Origin of the sequence: Bradyrhizobium sp. 1 (assembly GCF_023073315.1) — a bacterium.
Classification (GTDB): domain Bacteria; phylum Pseudomonadota; class Alphaproteobacteria; order Rhizobiales; family Xanthobacteraceae; genus Bradyrhizobium.
Map to the genome: position 1 here is coordinate 597,253 of NZ_JADPJH010000033.1, position 16,155 is coordinate 613,407.

At 62.8% G+C, this 16,155-nt stretch carries 16 protein-coding genes; 6 read left to right on the forward strand and 10 right to left on the reverse strand.

Features of this window, described 5'->3' with window-relative positions; all coding sequences use genetic code 11:
* Positions 1–40: 40 nt before the first annotated feature.
* The 7 genes from IVB29_RS27815 to IVB29_RS27845 are packed head-to-tail and all read right to left on the reverse strand — an operon-like array spanning position 41 to position 6,946.
* On the reverse strand, positions 41–505 hold the full coding sequence (locus IVB29_RS27815) for a zinc ribbon domain-containing protein (protein ID WP_247506593.1): 465 nt from the start codon (positions 503–505) through the stop codon (positions 41–43).
* The gene (locus IVB29_RS27820) at positions 502–1,650 is read right to left on the reverse strand and encodes an acetyl-CoA acetyltransferase (RefSeq protein WP_247506594.1); all 1,149 of its coding nucleotides are present in this window, start codon (positions 1,648–1,650) and stop codon (positions 502–504) included. The genes IVB29_RS27815 and IVB29_RS27820 overlap by 4 nt, the downstream gene beginning before the upstream one ends.
* A 44-nt stretch (positions 1,651–1,694) precedes the next feature.
* Positions 1,695–2,975, reverse strand: a complete 1,281-nt coding sequence (locus IVB29_RS27825; protein ID WP_247506595.1) for a CoA transferase — start codon at positions 2,973–2,975, stop codon at positions 1,695–1,697.
* Between the two features lie 54 nt (positions 2,976–3,029).
* On the reverse strand, positions 3,030–4,250 hold the full coding sequence (locus IVB29_RS27830; RefSeq protein ID WP_247506596.1) for an ABC transporter substrate-binding protein: 1,221 nt from the start codon (positions 4,248–4,250) through the stop codon (positions 3,030–3,032).
* 32 nt (positions 4,251–4,282) lie between these two features.
* Positions 4,283–5,245, reverse strand: coding sequence for a PDR/VanB family oxidoreductase (locus IVB29_RS27835; RefSeq protein ID WP_247506597.1), 963 nt, complete (start codon positions 5,243–5,245; stop codon positions 4,283–4,285).
* A gap of 34 nt (positions 5,246–5,279) precedes the next feature.
* Positions 5,280–6,599: a Rieske 2Fe-2S domain-containing protein gene (locus tag IVB29_RS27840; RefSeq protein WP_247506598.1), complete on the reverse strand. Its 1,320-nt coding sequence runs from the start codon at positions 6,597–6,599 to the stop codon at positions 5,280–5,282.
* Positions 6,600–6,634: 35 nt separating this feature from the next.
* A complete protein-coding gene (locus IVB29_RS27845; RefSeq protein WP_085384141.1) occupies positions 6,635–6,946 on the reverse strand; it encodes a hypothetical protein in 312 nt (103 codons plus the stop codon).
* A gap of 180 nt (positions 6,947–7,126) precedes the next feature.
* Here IVB29_RS27845 and IVB29_RS27850 point away from each other — a divergent pair, with 180 nt between their 5' ends.
* The 3 genes from IVB29_RS27850 (at position 7,127) to IVB29_RS27860 (ending at position 10,338) form a co-directional block, all read left to right on the forward strand.
* A complete protein-coding gene (locus IVB29_RS27850) occupies positions 7,127–7,621 on the forward strand; it encodes a MarR family transcriptional regulator (RefSeq protein ID WP_247506599.1) in 495 nt (164 codons plus the stop codon).
* A 327-nt stretch (positions 7,622–7,948) separates the two neighbouring features.
* A complete protein-coding gene (locus IVB29_RS27855) occupies positions 7,949–9,088 on the forward strand; it encodes an acyl-CoA dehydrogenase family protein (RefSeq protein ID WP_247506600.1) in 1,140 nt (379 codons plus the stop codon).
* A 35-nt stretch (positions 9,089–9,123) separates the two neighbouring features.
* Entirely contained in the window at positions 9,124–10,338 is a 1,215-nt protein-coding gene (locus tag IVB29_RS27860; protein WP_247506601.1) for an ABC transporter substrate-binding protein, read from the forward strand.
* A gap of 85 nt (positions 10,339–10,423) precedes the next feature.
* Here IVB29_RS27860 and IVB29_RS27865 read toward each other — a convergent pair whose 3' ends face one another.
* Both IVB29_RS27865 and IVB29_RS27870 read right to left on the reverse strand, forming a co-directional pair.
* Positions 10,424–11,200, reverse strand: a complete 777-nt coding sequence (locus IVB29_RS27865) for an SDR family NAD(P)-dependent oxidoreductase (protein ID WP_247506602.1) — start codon at positions 11,198–11,200, stop codon at positions 10,424–10,426.
* Between the two features lie 59 nt (positions 11,201–11,259).
* The gene (locus tag IVB29_RS27870) at positions 11,260–12,123 is read right to left on the reverse strand and encodes a MaoC/PaaZ C-terminal domain-containing protein (RefSeq protein WP_247506603.1); all 864 of its coding nucleotides are present in this window, start codon (positions 12,121–12,123) and stop codon (positions 11,260–11,262) included.
* Positions 12,124–12,276: 153 nt separating this feature from the next.
* On the opposite strand from IVB29_RS27870, the gene IVB29_RS27875 reads away from it, so the two are divergent.
* Genes IVB29_RS27875 through IVB29_RS27885 form a run of 3 tightly spaced genes read left to right on the forward strand, consistent with a single transcriptional unit; the run spans position 12,277 to position 14,830 of the window.
* Positions 12,277–13,443 carry a thiolase domain-containing protein gene (locus IVB29_RS27875; protein ID WP_247507001.1) on the forward strand — a complete coding sequence of 389 codons (1,167 nt, stop codon included), beginning with the start codon at positions 12,277–12,279 and terminating at the stop codon, positions 13,441–13,443.
* A gap of 1 nt (position 13,444) precedes the next feature.
* Positions 13,445–13,849 (forward strand): OB-fold domain-containing protein, encoded by a 405-nt coding sequence (locus tag IVB29_RS27880; RefSeq protein WP_247506604.1) that lies wholly within the window; start codon positions 13,445–13,447, stop codon positions 13,847–13,849.
* A 21-nt stretch (positions 13,850–13,870) separates the two neighbouring features.
* Positions 13,871–14,830, forward strand: coding sequence for a nitronate monooxygenase (locus tag IVB29_RS27885; protein ID WP_247506605.1), 960 nt, complete (start codon positions 13,871–13,873; stop codon positions 14,828–14,830).
* Positions 14,831–14,956: 126 nt separating this feature from the next.
* On the opposite strand, the gene IVB29_RS27890 is transcribed toward IVB29_RS27885, so the two are convergent.
* Positions 14,957–16,153, reverse strand: a complete 1,197-nt coding sequence (locus tag IVB29_RS27890; RefSeq protein ID WP_247506606.1) for an acyl-CoA dehydrogenase family protein — start codon at positions 16,151–16,153, stop codon at positions 14,957–14,959.
* Positions 16,154–16,155 lie beyond the last annotated feature (2 nt).

Sequence of the window (16,155 nt, forward strand, 5' to 3'; positions counted from 1 at the left end):
AATACCGGAGCGGAGGCTGAAAGAAATCTCTCTGCAGGGCTCATTCGCGTGGCGACGACACCCGCCACTGCAATAGAGAATAGGGTGGGCTGGACCCGGGATGATGCTCGAAGCAGCCTTCCACCGCCGTCCCGATCGTTACGGCCTGCAGCGGATCGCCCAGGAGATTGCCTACCATCCTGACCGATCCGGCATGCGGGATTTCCACCAGTACCGCGACATAGGGCAAGTGCTGACGCAGGGTGGCATGAGAAGAGTGCCACACACGCTCCCAGCTGAAGATGCGGCCGCACGGCTCGATTTCAGTCCATGCCGGATCGAATGCATGGCAAGCATTGCAGATCCATTCCGGGCCAAACTGCCATGCATCGCAATGGCTGCAGCGCTGCACCAAAAGACGGTTCTCCCGCAACCCGTTCCAGTAGGGCGCGGACAGACCGTCGAGCTCCGGCACGGGGATCGGCAAGCCCTCGGGAAGATGGTTTGGCATCTCGCGGCCGCTCACAGCGCCGCCTCCGAACCAAGAAGCAGATTGCTGGCCGGCGTCACCATGGGCCCGCCGATGACCATCGCCACATCGTTACGCCTGCCCTGGCTGGTCGAAGTTCCGCGCACCTGGCGCACAGCTTCAATCACGAGCTCAAAACCGTGCATGTAGCATTCGGCGAGATTGCCGCCACTGGTGTTCAGAGGAAGCCGTCCTGATGGCGCGATGAGATTTTCAAGTGTGAGGAAGTCATTGGCCTGCTCCGGCTCGAAGAAGCCGTGCTCGGCGAGCGCCATTACCACCCCGCCGGTGAAGTTCTCATAAGCTTGAACCGTCCCGACATCGCAAGGTCCAAGCCCGGCCATACGATAGAGATCGGGAGCGACTGTGTCGAAGCCGGCGCTGGCGTAGTGCGGCGCATTGTGAGGAATGGCTCCGCTGCGGTGCCCCGAGCCGATGGCGGCGCCGAGCAGAAAGACCGGCTTCTGCCTGAATTCCCGCGCGCGCTCCTCCGCAACAAGAACGAGAGCCGCGGCGCCGTCGTTCTCCATGCAGCAATCGTACAAATGAAAAGGCTCTACGATCCAGCGCGAGGCGTCGTATTTTTCGCGATCGAGAGGCTTGCCATGCATGACGGCGCGTGGATTCGCCTGGGCGTGGTGATACGACGCCAGCGCGATCGCGCGCTGTGCGTCCTGGCTAACGCCGTGCTCGTACATGTAGCGCTGCACCTTCATCGCGAAGCGCTGCGGCGGCGCAAGCACACCATACGGCATCAGATAGGCTTTCTCGCCAGAAATGGTCTCGACGCCGCTGACCTGTCCGAAGCGGCCATACTGCCCCTGCGCCAGGGCGCGGAACACGACCACGCAATCAGCCAGCCCGGCGACGATGGAGGCCGCGGCGTTGGCCACGGCGGCGCAGCAGCCGCCTCCCCCGCCACCCCATTGCATCGTTGCCGTGCGAAGCCGGTGCGTACCGAGTGCGGCGGCAAGTCGCGAGGCGTCGTTTCGATCGTCGCTGTAGGACGAGAATCCGTCGATGTCTCGCGGATCCAGTCCCGCGTCCTTGCAGGCGGCCAGAATGGCTTTCAACGCGAGCTTGAACTCCGGATCCGGCGAGGCGCCGTGGCGATAATAATCGGTTTCGCCGATGCCGACCACGGCAACGCGGCCCCGGAGCGTCCGCTGGTCGCCCGGCTTTGACATCAGGACTTGCTGTCTCGCGGCGCATTGGGACCGAACGCTCCGGCTTCCGCCAGGCCTGCCATTCGCCTGTCGTCATAACCAAGCAATTCGCGAAGCACGCTCTCCGTATGCTGTCCGACTGCGGGAGCCGCCACCGGATCGGCAATGGGCGTCTCTGAATAGCGGATCGGGAGCCTGACATTCGGCACCCATCCCACCCTGTCGTGCGGAATGCGCGTGACGATCCGGCGTTCCCTGGCCTCCGGGGATCGGATCGCGTCTCCCACGCTTCGCACCTGCCCGTGCGGAACGCCGGCCGCCCGCATCCGCGACTGCCAGTGCAGCCATGGGTGCTGCGCAAACGCGTCGCCGAGGATCGCAAATAGCTCGTCTCGCCGCCGGATCCGATCGGGCCCCGTCGCATAGATCTCGGCGGAAGCCAGATCCTCGCGGTCGAGAACCTGCGATAACAGCCGCTGAAATATACTGTCGTTCCCGCAATTGATGTAGAACGCGCAGTCCTTGGCATGGAAAACACCGGACGGGCACGTGTCCGGACTGGTATTTCCACCCCGCTGTGGATTCGCGCCGGTGAACAGATGTTGCATGGTGGCATAGCCGGTCATCAGGACGGCGTTGTCGAACAGCGAGAGCTCGACTGCCTGTCCCAGACCGGTGCGCTCGCGAGCGACCAGGGCCCCGAGGATCGCATTGCTCGCCATCATCGCCGTGCTGATATCCATGACCGGCGACAAGGCCCGTACGCCCTCGCGATCGGCGTAGCCGTTCATCGATACGAAGCCGCTTTCGACCTGGGCGATGGGATCGAAACCCAGCCGATCCGCAAACGGCCCATCGCGCCCATAAGCTGAAACCGAGCAATAAATGATCTGCGGCCTGATCTTGCGGCAGCTTTGGTAGTCCAGTCCGAAGCGCTCCATGACGCCCGTCGAGAAATTCTCGACGATCACGTCCGCCGTCGCAATCAACTCCCGCACGATCCCGACCGCGCTCTCCGATTTGAGATCGAGCGCGACACTGCGCTTGTTGCGGTTGGTCCAGAGAAACGGGGCGCCGAGCCCGAGTTCCTTGTCCACGGGTGGGTAGCGGCGAAGATCATCGCCGCGGCCCGGCACCTCGATCTTGATGACCTCCGCGCCCATATCGGCGAGTATCATCGTCGCGAACGGTCCGGCGATGAAGTGCGAGAAGTCGATCACCCTGATGCCATCCAGCGCTTTTGGCGCGCCGGAAGGACGGGGCGTATGCTCGGGGAATTCCGCTTCAAGCTGATTCAACATGGGGTCATCCGGTAAATTGCTGTCATTGGACATCGCGGCGCGATGTCGCGTCGGTCAATTCGCTTTTGCGCTCTCGACCAGCGTGCAGCCGCCCTGGTCGAGCGGCCGAAACGCCTCGGGTCCGGAGAGAACACCGATGTTTTCCAGCAGGTCCCATTTGCCTTTCGATGCCTTGGGGTCCTTGGCCTTGAGGATATACATATCGTGGATCGCGCGGCCGTCCGGACGGACCACGACGCGACCGTACAGCGCATCGTCAATCGGCTTTTCCTTCATCTTGCGGATGACGGCCTGCGCATCGTTCGTTCCGGCCTCGTGCGCCGCGTTCAGATAGGCCATGACCGACGAATAGACGCCGGCATGAAAGGCGGTGGGCGAGTGGCCGTGCCGGCGCTCGCTGAACTTCGCCGACCAGGCACGGCTGGCGTCATTGAGATCCCAGTAGAACGGCTGCGTGATGATCATGCCCTGCGCTGTCGCAAGCCCGCTCGATTCGATGTCGTTGGTCGTCGCCAGCAGCGCCGCAAATCGCCGTCCCTTCTCCTTCAGGCCGAATTCGGCCGATTGCTTGATGAGATTGACCGTATCGCCCCCCGCAGTTGCGAACGCGATCACGTCCGCGCCGGAGGCGTCGGCCTGGAGAATGAACGAGGCATAGTCCGGGCTGTTGATCGGCACGTTCACCGATCCGAACACGCTACCGCCGCCGGCGGTGATGACGGACGTTCCATCGCGGACCATCGACTTTCCGAGCGCGTTGTCGGTGGCGATGAAGTACCATGTCTTGCCGCCGCGACCGACGAGATACTCGCCGATCGTGTGCGACGACGCCCAGGTGTCGAACGTCCACTGGATGGTATTGGGCGAGCAGAATTTTCCGGTCAGATCCGACGACGCCGCGCTGGACGCGATCAGCGCGACCTTGCTGCCACGCACGACCTCGTTGACGGCGAGTCCGACCGCGGAATTGGGCACATCGGCGACGGCATCGACCCCGTCCTGGTCCATCCAGCGCCGGGCGATCGCGGCGCCGATATCAGCCTTGTTCTGGTGATCGGCCGAAATGATCTCCACCCTGAAACCGGGATTGGCCCTCATGAAATCTTCGGCCGCCATCTTCGCCGCCGTGACCGAGCCCTCGCCGGCATTGTCCGAATACGGACCGGAGGCATCGTTGAGAATGCCGATCTTCATGACGCGAGCAGAATCCGCCAGCGCCGGCGAACACATAGCGGCGATCATCAGGCCCCCGACAATTCGCGATACAAATCTCATGCGTTTCATCCCTTGATTATCGTTGCATTCCGCTAGAGGTCCAAAACGAGCGTGCGCGTCCTGGAGCCCGAGCAGCAGATCATGATCGTCTTGTTGGAGGCCTGCTCTTCCTCGCTCAGATACTGGTCGCGATGATCCGGTGTTCCTTCCAGCACGCGCGTCTCGCAGGTGCCGCAGACGCCTTCGCTGCAGGCGTAGTTGGGAGAGATGCCGGCCTCGAGGAGCGACTCCAAAATGGTTTTGCCCGCTTCCACTGCGACGGTGCGGTCGCTTCTGGCCAGCTTGACCTCGAAGCCCCCCTCGAGGGCCGGGGCCTCCCTAGCCTGGAAATACTCGACGTGCACGCAACCCTCGGGACGGTCGGCCGCGGCCGCCTCGAACGCCTCCAGCATCGGGGCGGGGCCACAGCAGTACAGATGAGCTTGCGCGGGCGCTTGTTTGACGATCGACGCCACGTCGAACATCCGTCCCGAGCGCTCGTCGTCGACGTCGACGTGCAGGTTGAGATGGACGTTGGGCCGCAGGCTTCCGATGTCATCGAGAAACGCCGCGGCAGCACGTGTCCTCACGGCATAGAACAAGTCCCAGGGGCGTCCCAGACATTCAAGCCGGCGGATCATCGACAGCAACGGCGTGATGCCGATGCCCCCGGCGATCAGGACGGATGTCGCCGCATCTTCGCGGAGCGGAAAATTGTTCTTGGGAGCCGAAACCGTCAAAACATCGCCGACCCCGACATGGTCGTGGAGGAAGCTCGACCCTCCCCGGCTGGCCGCGTCCTTGTTGACCGCGATGACGTAGCGATTCCGCTCGCGCTGGTCGTTCAACAGCGAATAGCTCCGGATCATCTTGTCCGGCAGGTGCAGATCGATGTGACTGCCGGCCGTGAATGGATCGAGCTCGCCGCCGCTCGGCGGCACCAACTCGTAGGAGTTGATGCGTTCGGCCTCGTAGGTGATCCGCTTGACGCGAACCGGGATGACACGCTCAGTCATGGCGCCATCCTCTTCGGTTGAGAGGAGGTCCTGTTCACATCTCGTATCCGAAATCGGCGCCGAGCTTGGCCTGCATGAACGGCGCGCCGACGTCGACCCAGGAATCTTCCGGCGGAAGCCGCAAGGATACGGCTCGCACCATGAACACGTCGGGGTCTGCCACGCCCTTTGGCCTGGTGCCATGATCGCGATAGGCGCCCAGCGCTTCGAGGATGAAGCGACGCGTCATCGCGATCCCGGTATCGCTCGAGCAAAGATTTTCTTTTGTCCGGTCGAAGATCGGTGAAACGCCGCTCTGGCAGGCACCGTCCTGTACCCACAGTCCGGGCAAGCCCGAGAACCAGGTCGTGCGCTGGGACTCGTAGTCAAATTGGAAGCCGTTCTGCGGATTGTACCTGGTCCAGTAGCCGGCATAGGGGACCGTCACGGGATGCTGAACGAGCGCGTTGCGACTGGCGTGCCCGCTTTCGCGGCCATTGTGCCCTTCCGCGAAGATCTGCCGTGTCTTGGGGCGGAGCGGCTCGGAAGGATGGTATGAGAACATGATGCAGAGCGTGTTCTCGTCGTCGATCGGCACCCAGGCGTGCCCGCTGAGATCCGGAAACGGAGACAATGGCGGGACCAGCGTGTAGAACGGCAGCATGAACTGGTTCACGCGCCAGTAGAGCGTGTTGGCGTCGTAGTTGCGCCGCGCAGCGATGCTCATCCCGAAATCCTGCTTGATGCATTCGAATGTCGGGCGAAGGTCCCGCTTCTGGATCCACGCACTCGTCGTCCCCTGGGCGTCCAGGCGGCCATGGAGCAACGGCGCGTGCGCCGAATCGATCTCGCCTTCCACGGCCTGCAGCCAGTTGCACTCCTGGACGCGGAGGCTGACATGCACCTGCTCCTGCGGCACGAGATTCCATTCGACGTTCGGAAGCGGCGGCGGATCGGCCTGGTCGGGGCCCATATAGGTCCAGATCATGCCGTTGCGCTCGCGGCATTGGTACGCCTTGATGCGCACCCGCTCCTTGAGACGGCTACGCGCCGGCTCTGCGGGCATGTCCGTGACGGCCCCCGTCACATCGAACTTCCAGCCGTGATAGACGCATCGCAGCCCGCAATCCTCATTGCGGCCGAAGATCAGGGGAGCGCCTCGGTGCGGGCAGGCCTGGTCGACCAGGCCCACGCGCCCTTCGGAGTCCCTGAAAGCGACCAGATCCTCGCCGAGCAACCGGATCCGCCGCGGCTGTCCGTCCGAGGTCAGATCGGCCGAAGGCAGAAACGGAATCCAGTATAGACGGAAGAGTTCGCCAAGCGGCGTGCCCTTCCCGACTCTCACCAACCGCTCATTGTCTTCATGTGAGAGCATGACAATTCTCCATTCGAATCGATGGCTTCAGGTCGTTATGGGTTTGCCGTGGTGAGCAGCGGAGCCACGCGCTCCGCCATACCGAGATCGCGTACCGTCCAGAGGGGATCGCTTGTTGCGAGCGGCTGGCGCGGTATCGGCGGCTGCCGGCCCTGCTCGACCAGGCCGACGATGATTTCGATCCGTCGCCGCTCGAGATCCCGGAGCGCGTGTTCGACCACCGCGCCTTCCGCCGCACAGCCCGGCAGTTCCGGATAAGCGAGCCGGATCAGCCATTGTCCGGGCTCCCGCTCCACAGCTTCCGCTTCGAGCAGATAAGGGATCGCCAGCAATTCGCGCAGATGCAAAGTGACCTCCCTGGTTGCCGCCACGAGCTTGTTAATTGATACGTATACGTACTATAATTCCAATCCTCTTGCAATGGTTCTAATTCGGCCAGTTACGCCGCATTGCGGTAGAGTTGAGCTCGCCGACCCAAGCTGTTACCCGCGAGGCGACCGTCAGGAATCGGAGCGAGGTTGAAGCACATGAGCGCAGGCAAACGCACGGAAACGGATTCGGCGGGGGAGCTTGCGCGCACCTGGCAACTCGAAGGCGGCATCGGATTTCTGTTGCGACTGCTCGAGGCCCGGTATGACGGCCTCTATCAGAGCCTGACCAGACAGAGCGACATCACGCCGCGGCAGTTCGGCGTGCTCATGGCGCTCTATCAGCAGGGTCCGATGACGTCGTCCGTTCTCGCCGACCGCATCAGTTGTGACCGGAACACTCTCAGCGAGATGCTCAAGCGCATGGCCGTGCGGCGGTTGGTCTCAAAGAAGAGCAATCCGGAAGATCGCCGTTCCATTCAGATCCAGATCACCGCCAAGGGCGAGGAAGCATTGCTTGCGGTCATTCCAGCGGCAGCCGAGCTGCAGAGCCTGATGCTGGCGCCCCTGCGCAAGGAAGATCGGGCTCATTTCCTGAAGTGCCTGCTCGCGATCGCAAAGGCCTCCCCCGTCGCCGGCGCGCCGGACGAGTGACGCCGGTCGCCTCGGCGATGTCGCCGCCTGGTCGCGCGGGCCATTGGCGCCCGGCGTCATGGAGATCTCGGTCCCGCTGCTCGAGCTCTTATGCCTCCGCGACGTCTCGTTGCGGACTGCCTCGCTCGCCGTCCACCTTCAGATATTGATGCCGGGTCCGGTCTGGCGGTTCAGCTGATTTTGCCGTTCTCGGATGTCGCCGGGTAGTGCGCGGCCGGAGGGGGGCCGGAGAAGACGCCGTGAGCCTTTCGGCAGCCGCCCTACTTGCCAGTCCGGCAGGTCAAAGATATATTGGTCCAACCATTGATCACGGAAGGCGTCCCCATCATGAGCTTCACCGAGGAGCAGGTCGCCTTTCGCGACAGCGTTCAGAAAGTTGTCGCCAAGCACGTGGCCCCGATCGCCGCCGAGATCGACGCGACGGATCGCTTCCCCGAGGAGATCGTCAAGATTTTCGGTGAAATGGGGCTAATGCAGCTTTGGGTGCCCGAGCAGTATGGCGGTCCGAACGGCAATCTCACCATGATGTGCATCGCACGCGAGGAGATCGCGAAAGTCTCGCCGGCCTGCGCGTCGATTGCCGGCCTCAACACGATGTTCATCATGCCGCTGCTGCACTTCGGCTCGGAAGAGCAGCGCAAGCGATTCCTCCCCATCATTGCCGAGGGCGGCGTCGTCACGGCCATCGCCATTTCCGAGCCCCAGGCGGGATCGGACGTCTCCGCCCTCAATACGCGGGCTCGCAAGGACGGCGACAGCTACATCATCAACGGCAGGAAACAGTGGTGCAGCTACGGCGTCGCCGCCGACTACATCGTCCTGATGGCGCGCACCAGCGACAGCCCCGGCTCGGACGGCATCAGCGCGTTCATTCTCGAGCCGAAGAAAATGCCGGGGATCAGCTTCGGTCGCCATGAGCGCAAGATGGGTTTCCGCGGGGCGCCAAATACGCCGATCTTCCTGGACAACGTCCGCGTACCCGCCGAGAACCTCGTCGGCGAGGAAGGCAAGGGCTTCAAGGCCTCGATGCGCGCGCTCGACCTCAATCGGCCGACGATCGGCGCCCAATGCGTCGGCCTCGCGCAAGGCGCGTTCGAAGCGAGCCTCGCCTACGCCAAGGAACGAAAGCAGTTCAAAAAGAGCATCTCCGAATTCCAGGGCGTCCAGTTCATCCTGGCCGACATGGCCATGCAGATCGAGGCGGCACGTGCGCTGGTCTACGAATGCGCCCGCGCCGGAGACGCCGGCGACTGGAAGCGCCTCAACCTGCTCGCAAGCATGGCCAAGTGCTTCAGCAGCGACATGGCGATGAAGGTGACGACCGACGCGGTGCAGGTCTTCGGCGGCTACGGCTACACCATGGATTATCCGGTCGAGCGGATGATGCGTGATGCCAAGCTGACCCAGATCTTCGAGGGAACGAACCAGATCCAGCGCCTCGTCATCGCGCGCGAACTGCTTCGATAGTCGCCAAATCAAGAAACAGACGTGGAGGAACGCCCTTGAGCCGTATATCGGTCCTGACATCGTGCTCTCTATTCGCAGCCACTCTGCTGTCCCTCTCGGCCGCGCATGCCCAGAAGACTTATGATCCAGGCGCCAGCGACACCGAGATCAAGCTCGGTCAATCGACGCCGCTCAGCGGCCCGGCCTCGGCGTTCGGCGCGGGGGCCGGACGGGCAGTGGTCGGCTACTTCGACATGGTCAACGAGGGGGGCGGGATCAACGGACGAAAGATCAGCTTCACTCAGCTCGACAACGCCTACAGTGCGCCGAAAGCCGTCGAGCAATCCCGAAAGCTCATCGAGGATATCGGCGTCCTTGCCGAGGTCGGCACGATTGGAACCGCGCCGAACGTCGCCATCCAGAGATATCTCAACTCTAGGAAGGTGCCGCAACTCTTTATCACGGCGGGAGGACGCCGCTTCAACGATCCCACTCAATTTCCCTGGACCGTTCCGCTCTATCCCGACTTCGAGACCGAAGGCCGCGTCATCGCCAAATACATCCTCAAGGCCAAGCCGGAGGCAAAGATCGGCGTTCTGTACCAGAACGACGATTTCGGGAAGGATTATCTCAAGGGTCTACGCGCGGGACTCGGCGCGAAGGCGGCTCTGATCGTCGCCCAAGCCTCCTATGAAGTTTCCGACCCGACCATCGACTCGCAAATCGTTCAGTTGAAATCCGCCGGGGTCGACACGCTGATCGAGCAATCGTCGGCCAAGGCCGCGGCGCAGTCGATCCGCAAGGTTCATGAACTGGACTGGCATCCGCTGCACATCATCGGCGGCTCGACCGCCTCCGTCGAGACGGTGCTGAAGCCGGCCGGCCTTGACGCCTCGCGCGGATTGGTCACCACGCAGTTTCTCAAGCAACCGGGCGATCCGGCCTGGGCCGACGACGATGAGGTCAAGGGCTACAAGACTTTTCTCAAGAAGTATGCGCCGTCGGTCAATCCAGACGATTACTCGGTGCTCGTCGCCTACATGAACGTCAACGCGCTGGGGGCCGTTCTGAAGGCCTGCGGCGACGAGTTGACCCGGGCGAACCTGATTCGAAGGGCGACATCCCTGCACGGCGAGCGAATGCCGATGATGCTGCCAGGTATCACCATCAGCACCACACCCGAAGACTACACGGCGTTCAAGACGCTGCGCATCGCCGTTTTCGATGGAACCAGCTGGAGCCTGTCCGGTGAGCCGATGACGGCGGATTAGGAGAAGAGATCCGGTGGGTCGCGTCTCGTGCGCGCCCACCGCAAGTTTCGCCTTCGCATTCGGCACCACCGATTGCAGAGTAGCGTCAAAGACTGATGTGGAAGCCGCCGTTGACTCCGATGTGCTGGCCCGTCGTGTACGAGGACGCATCGGAGAGCAGGAAGCAGACGGTCCGCACCACTTCGTCCGGTGTCGCCCAGCGTGCAAGCGGAATCTGCGCCAACATGCCATCGCGGAATTTCTCGCCCCGTACGACCTCGGTCATCGGCGTTTCGACCACGCCAAAGCAGATCGAATTGGTCCGGATATTGTATTTGCCCCACTCCCGGGCCGCAGTCATGGTCATGCCGAGCAGTCCGGCCTTGGCGGCGGCATAGTTGATCTGGCCTACAGATCCCTTTCGTCCCGCGTCAGACGAGATGTTGACGATGGCTCCTCCCGAGGCGTCGCCGTCCTTGGCGCGCTGCACCAGGTGGCGTCCCACCGCCTGCAGCCAGAGGAACGCGCCGGTGAGATGAACATCGATGACCTCGCGCCATTGATGCATGCTCATCTTTTCGATCATCGCTGGACGAATGATGCCGGCATTGTTGACCAGTCCGTTCACCGAACCGAACCGGCCGACGGCATCTGCGACGGTGCTCGCGGCCAACTCCGCGTCGGTGACGCTGCCGACGACTTTCATCACCCGCTCCGCAGGCAATGCCGCCAGGACGGCCCCAAGCGCCTCTCCGTTGAGATCGACGGCGACGACGTTCGCCCCGAGTTCGATCGCCAATTCGGCCGTTGCCTTGCCGATCCCCTGTGCGGCGCCGGTGACGACGATCGTCCGGCCTTGTAGGGACACCATGTTTTTCGTCATTCCCAATTCCTCAGTTTATGGTGAAGTCCAACATCTTGTGTGCGCACCGCTCGGGCGAATCAGGTCGTTGCCCAGCCGTGACTGAGAACCAGCGCATCGCGCTCGACGACACGCGCCTGAAATGCGATGCGGTCATCGAGGGGCCAGCATTCGAGCTGGATCGTGTCTCCAGGAAAGACCGGCGCGGACATCCGGGCGCGGATCGTCTTCAGCCCTGCGGGATCTCCGTCGCAGAAGGTCTCGACCAAGCCGCGACAGGCAATTCCGTAAGTCGCAAGCCCGTGCAGGATGGGCCTCGGGAAGCCGGCCTTGCTGGCAACCGCGGGGTCTATGTGCAGGGGATTGAGGTCTCCGGACAGACGATAAAGCACGGCCTGATCCGGGCGCGTAGGTAACGTGATGACGCGGTCCGGCCGACGATCGGGGACTGGCGTCGGAGCGGCGGCGGGTTCATCGGCGCCGGCGGCTTGTGAGAAGCCGCCATCGCCGCGAAGGAAGAGCACCTGCTCACTGACGGCCACCAATTTGTTGGCAGCCTCGTCCCACAATTCCTTCTCGACATGCATGACGGCGCCCTTGCCTTCGCCCTTGTCGACGAGCCGTGCGACGCGACTCTTGCCGATGAGAATTCCGCTTGGAGGAAGTGCGGCATTCATCTGCACGGACTGCTCGCCATGCACCATTTTCGCGAAATTGATGCCCAGCTCCGCATCGTCCCTCATCCAGGCCCCCGGCGAGGCCAGAACGGTCGCCATGGTCGGAAGTGGCACGAGATCCTTTTCGTATACGAGGCGCAGTTGCCGCTCGTCCGATGGATCGCTCGCGGCACCGACGCCGAGTGCGTAGAGAATGGTGTCTCTTGCCGTGTAGGCGTGGCGGACGTCGCCGGAGCGCCAGGCCCGCGTCTTTGCATAATCAACCATCGCCGACAGCTCTCCCCCGGGACTGATCCCGCCAAAAATAAAAGCAGCCTATTGGTCTTTGGTTGAACCAATGATATAGAAACGCCCCGTCGTGGTCAACAATGCACAGTGCAGATGGGCGGCCAGCGGCTGGACATGAGCTCGAGAGACCTGATGAGCATTCGACACAAAGCCTGCATCGCGGGCGCCTACGAGCACCCCACCCGAAAAGCACCGGACAAGACGGTCGCCCAGCTGCACGCCGAATGCGCGCGCGGGGCCCTGGAAGACGCTGGCCTGCGCCTTAAGGATGTCGACGGCTATTTCTGCGCGGGCGACGCGCCGGGCCTCGGCGCGAACAGCATGGCGGACTATCTGGGGCTCCGGCCGCGGCATGTGGACAGCACCGACACCGGCGGGTCCGCGTATTTGGTTCACGTCTCCCATGCCGCCCAGGCGATTGCCATGGGCAAGTGCAACGTAGCCCTGATCACGCTCGCGGGCCGGCCGAGAAGCGAGGGATCGAGCGGCGTGGCGCCAAGGCTCGTCGGCGCCGGAACGCCCGATGTACCCTGGGAGGCGCCTTATGCGCCCGTGACGGTCAACATGTATGCGCTGGCGGCGGCCCGTCACATGTACGAGTACGGCACGACGAGCGAACAGTTGGCGTGGATCAAGGTCGCGGCCGCCACCCACGCGCAGCACAATCCGAATGCGATGTTGCGCGAACAGGTCACGGTCGACGATGTCCTCGCCTCGCCCATGATCTCCGATCCCTTGCACCGCCTCGACTGTTGCGTCGTCAGCGATGGCGGCGGTGCCCTGCTCGTCGTTCGCCCCGAGATCGCGCGTTCGCTCAAGCGTCCCGTCGTCAACGTTCTCGGCGCCGGCGAAGCGATCAAAGGTCAGCTCAACGGGCAGGTCGACCTGACGTTCTCGGGCGCGGCGTGGTCCGGTCCTCGCGCGTTCGAGGAAGCCGGGGTCAAGCCGTCCGAGATCCAATATGCCTCGATCTACGACAGCTTCACCATCACGGTGCTGATGCAGATCGAAGATCTCGGGTTTTGCGAGAAGGGCAAGGGCGGACGTTTCGTCGCGGACGGCAATCTGATTTCCGGAGTCGGCAAGCTGCCGTTCAACACCGACGGCGGCGGACTTTGCAACAACCACCCTGCCAATCGCGGCGGCATCACCAAGGTCATCGAGGCTGTCCGCCAACTGCGCGGCGAGGCCCACCCCAAGGTGCAGGTTCCAAATTGCAGCCTTGCCCTGGCCCAGGGCACCGGCGGCCTGCTCGGCTCGCGCCATGGCAGTGCCACCCTGATCATGGAGCGCGCATGAGATGACGACGATGTATCAGGACCGCCCGCTCGGCTCAGCGGTGCATGACGCCGCAACCGAGCCGTTCTTTGCCGCAACCGCAAGCGGGTCGCTTCGCGTGAAAACCTGCGTTTCCTGCCGCAAGCCGCATTGGTATCCGCGGCCGCTTTGCCCCTATTGTCTCGGCGACACCGAATGGAGCGACGTCACCGGCAAGGGTGAAATCTACAGCGTCAGCGTCACCCGCCGTGCCGGTCCCACGCCATATGCAATCGCCTATGTGAGACTCGACGAAGGCGTCACGATGTTGAGCAATATCGTCGATTGCGACCTCGATTCGCTGCGGATCGGGCAACGAGTCCAGGTCGTGTTCAAGCCGGCCGAGGACGGGACGATGATCCCGATGTTCGCCCCGGATCCGGGCTGACGACGGCCCAGGAGCACCTTCATGTCGCTCGATCCAAAGCTTCGGCGATCGCTTTCGTTGCCTGCCGTCTGCGCACCGATGTTCCTTGTCAGCGGCCCTGATCTCGTTCGCGAGGCCTGCAAGGCGGGTGTGATTGGCGCCCTGCCACGCCAGAACGCCCGCTCGTTCGACGAGTTCGCCGACTGGCTGCGCACGATCTCCGCGGATCTGCGCGAACACGCAGGGCACGCGCCGGGACCGGTCGGTCCGCTTGCGGTGAATTTGTCTGCAAAGACGCCGGAAGACCAGGTCGGAAGCCACCTTGATCTGTGCGCCGAACAAAACGTTGAAATCGTCATCACCGTCGGTGGCAATCCCAGGATCATTGTTCAACAGGCGCATGATCGTGGAATAAAGGTCTTCCACGACGTCACCAGCATCCCGTTCGCCGAGCGCGCCATCGCAGCCGGCGTCGACGGCCTGATCTGCATCGGCGCTGGGGGTGGCGGCCACTCCGGTACGATCAGCCATCTCGCGTTGATCCGCAAGGTCCGCTCGATCTTCAACGGGACGATCGTCATGGCCGGTGCCATTTCCGACGGCGCCAGCATCCGTGCGGCGGAAGTGCTCGGCGCCGACCTGGCTTATCTCGGGACCAGGTTCATCGCCACCAGGGAGTCGCTGGCGCCCGACGAATACAAGCGCATGATCGTATCTCAGACGTCGGCAGATTTGATTTACACGGAGAAGGTTGCCGGCGTGGCCGCGAACTGGCTGGCCGTGTCGTTGCGCGCGGCTGGCCTCGATCCAGACGCCTTGCCCGAGCCGAAGGGCAAGGGCATGCGGCACGACCATCTGCCTGAGAGCGCGAAGCCCTGGAAGAACCTGTGGAGCGCCGGACAAGGGATCGATCTGATCGACGAAATCCCGACCGTAGCGGACCTGGTTCTGAAGCTGAAGCGGGAATATGCGGAAGCTTGCGAGATCCCCGCTATGGTCTGAGGCCACATTCGGATTCCGGCTTTCGACTCGCGTGAAGAACTGGCCGGGATCGCTCCCGGCCTTTGACGTCGACGCCTTGCCGGACCATCGCCGGCGCGGCCCCATCAAGCTCATTCGGTGATTTCCTCAAAGCCCGAGCACCTGCTTGGCAATGATGTCGCGCTGGATTTCCGAACTCCCGCCGAAGATCGTGTTGGCGCGGCCGTTGAGATGGCGGGGCACCACGCTTAGGACTTCTTCCGGGATGAGCGGCCGGTCCTTAAGGGCATGGAGAGGACGGCGCGTTTCCTCCACCAGCGCATTTTGCCCGACCATTTCAACTCCCACGCGCGAAATAGCCTGGTGGATCTCGCTCGCACGCAGCTTGAGGACGGACGACACCGGACCTGGATTTTCGCCTCTTTGTAGGGCTGACAACACTTGCAATTCGAGGAACTCGAGTGTCTGGACGTCGAGCTCGATTTCCGACAGTTTAGTTGCGATCTCCTGAAGCATTATCGCCTTGTAGGACAAGCCGGAGTTGGCCAATCCGCGCACCTTCTCGAGCGCATATCTCAATTTCGGCGAGTTGACTCCGCCGCCCCGCTCGAACTCCAGCAGATACTTGCCGCAGGTCCAGCCCCGCCCTTCCTCGCCGACGAGATTGGTGACGGGGACTTCCACCTCGTCGAAGAACACCTGATTGACGTCATGGTCCCCGCTGATCATCATGATCGGGCGAATGGTGATGCCTGGGGATGCCATGTCAATGAGCAGAAAGCTGATGCCGTCCTGTTGCCTCGGCTCGTCGCTGGTTCGGACCAGCGCGAACATGCGGTTTGCGAAGTGCGCATGCGTTGTCCAGATCTTTGTGCCGTTGACGACGTAGTGGTCACCCTGGCGAACGGCACGTGTGTTCAGCGAGGCAAGGTCCGATCCCGAGCCTGGTTCCGAATAGCCCTGGCACCACCGATCTTCGCCGCTGAGGATGCGGGGCAGGTAGAACTTCTTTTGCTCCGAGGTCCCGAAGCGCATCAAGACCGGCCCGATCATCTTGATACCCATGGGGGATAGCTGCGGCGTTCCTGCCGCCGCACACTCGGATTCGAAGATCCATCGCTGCGTCGCCGTCCAGCCCGGGCCACCATGCTCCCGGGGCCAACCGGGTGCGACCCAGCCTCGCTCATGCAAGGCCCTTTGCCATGGCGCGACGATATCGGGATCCGAGAAGAAGGACACGTTGAGAGAGCTGGCCCGCCGCAGCTCGGGAGAAAGACGCGCGGCGATAAATGCTCGCACCTCATCTCTGAACCGTAATTCCTCGGCCGTGAACGATAGCGACATGA

What these genes read in the sequence shown, in the direction of transcription:
- IVB29_RS27890 (WP_247506606.1), bottom strand. Translation starts at nt 16,153, where the DNA reads ATGTCGCTATCGTTCACGGCCGAGGAATTACGGTTCAGAGATGAGGTG.
- IVB29_RS27880 (WP_247506604.1), top strand. Translation starts at nt 13,445, where the DNA reads ATGACGACGATGTATCAGGACCGCCCGCTCGGCTCAGCGGTGCATGAC.
- IVB29_RS27870 (WP_247506603.1), bottom strand. Translation starts at nt 12,123, where the DNA reads ATGGTTGATTATGCAAAGACGCGGGCCTGGCGCTCCGGCGACGTCCGC.
- IVB29_RS27885 (WP_247506605.1), top strand. Translation starts at nt 13,871, where the DNA reads ATGTCGCTCGATCCAAAGCTTCGGCGATCGCTTTCGTTGCCTGCCGTC.
- IVB29_RS27865 (WP_247506602.1), bottom strand. Translation starts at nt 11,200, where the DNA reads ATGACGAAAAACATGGTGTCCCTACAAGGCCGGACGATCGTCGTCACC.
- IVB29_RS27875 (WP_247507001.1), top strand. Translation starts at nt 12,277, where the DNA reads ATGAGCATTCGACACAAAGCCTGCATCGCGGGCGCCTACGAGCACCCC.
- IVB29_RS27825 (WP_247506595.1), bottom strand. Translation starts at nt 2,975, where the DNA reads ATGTTGAATCAGCTTGAAGCGGAATTCCCCGAGCATACGCCCCGTCCT.
- IVB29_RS27855 (WP_247506600.1), top strand. Translation starts at nt 7,949, where the DNA reads ATGAGCTTCACCGAGGAGCAGGTCGCCTTTCGCGACAGCGTTCAGAAA.
- IVB29_RS27850 (WP_247506599.1), top strand. Translation starts at nt 7,127, where the DNA reads ATGAGCGCAGGCAAACGCACGGAAACGGATTCGGCGGGGGAGCTTGCG.
- IVB29_RS27830 (WP_247506596.1), bottom strand. Translation starts at nt 4,250, where the DNA reads ATGAGATTTGTATCGCGAATTGTCGGGGGCCTGATGATCGCCGCTATG.
- IVB29_RS27835 (WP_247506597.1), bottom strand. Translation starts at nt 5,245, where the DNA reads ATGACTGAGCGTGTCATCCCGGTTCGCGTCAAGCGGATCACCTACGAG.
- IVB29_RS27840 (WP_247506598.1), bottom strand. Translation starts at nt 6,599, where the DNA reads ATGCTCTCACATGAAGACAATGAGCGGTTGGTGAGAGTCGGGAAGGGC.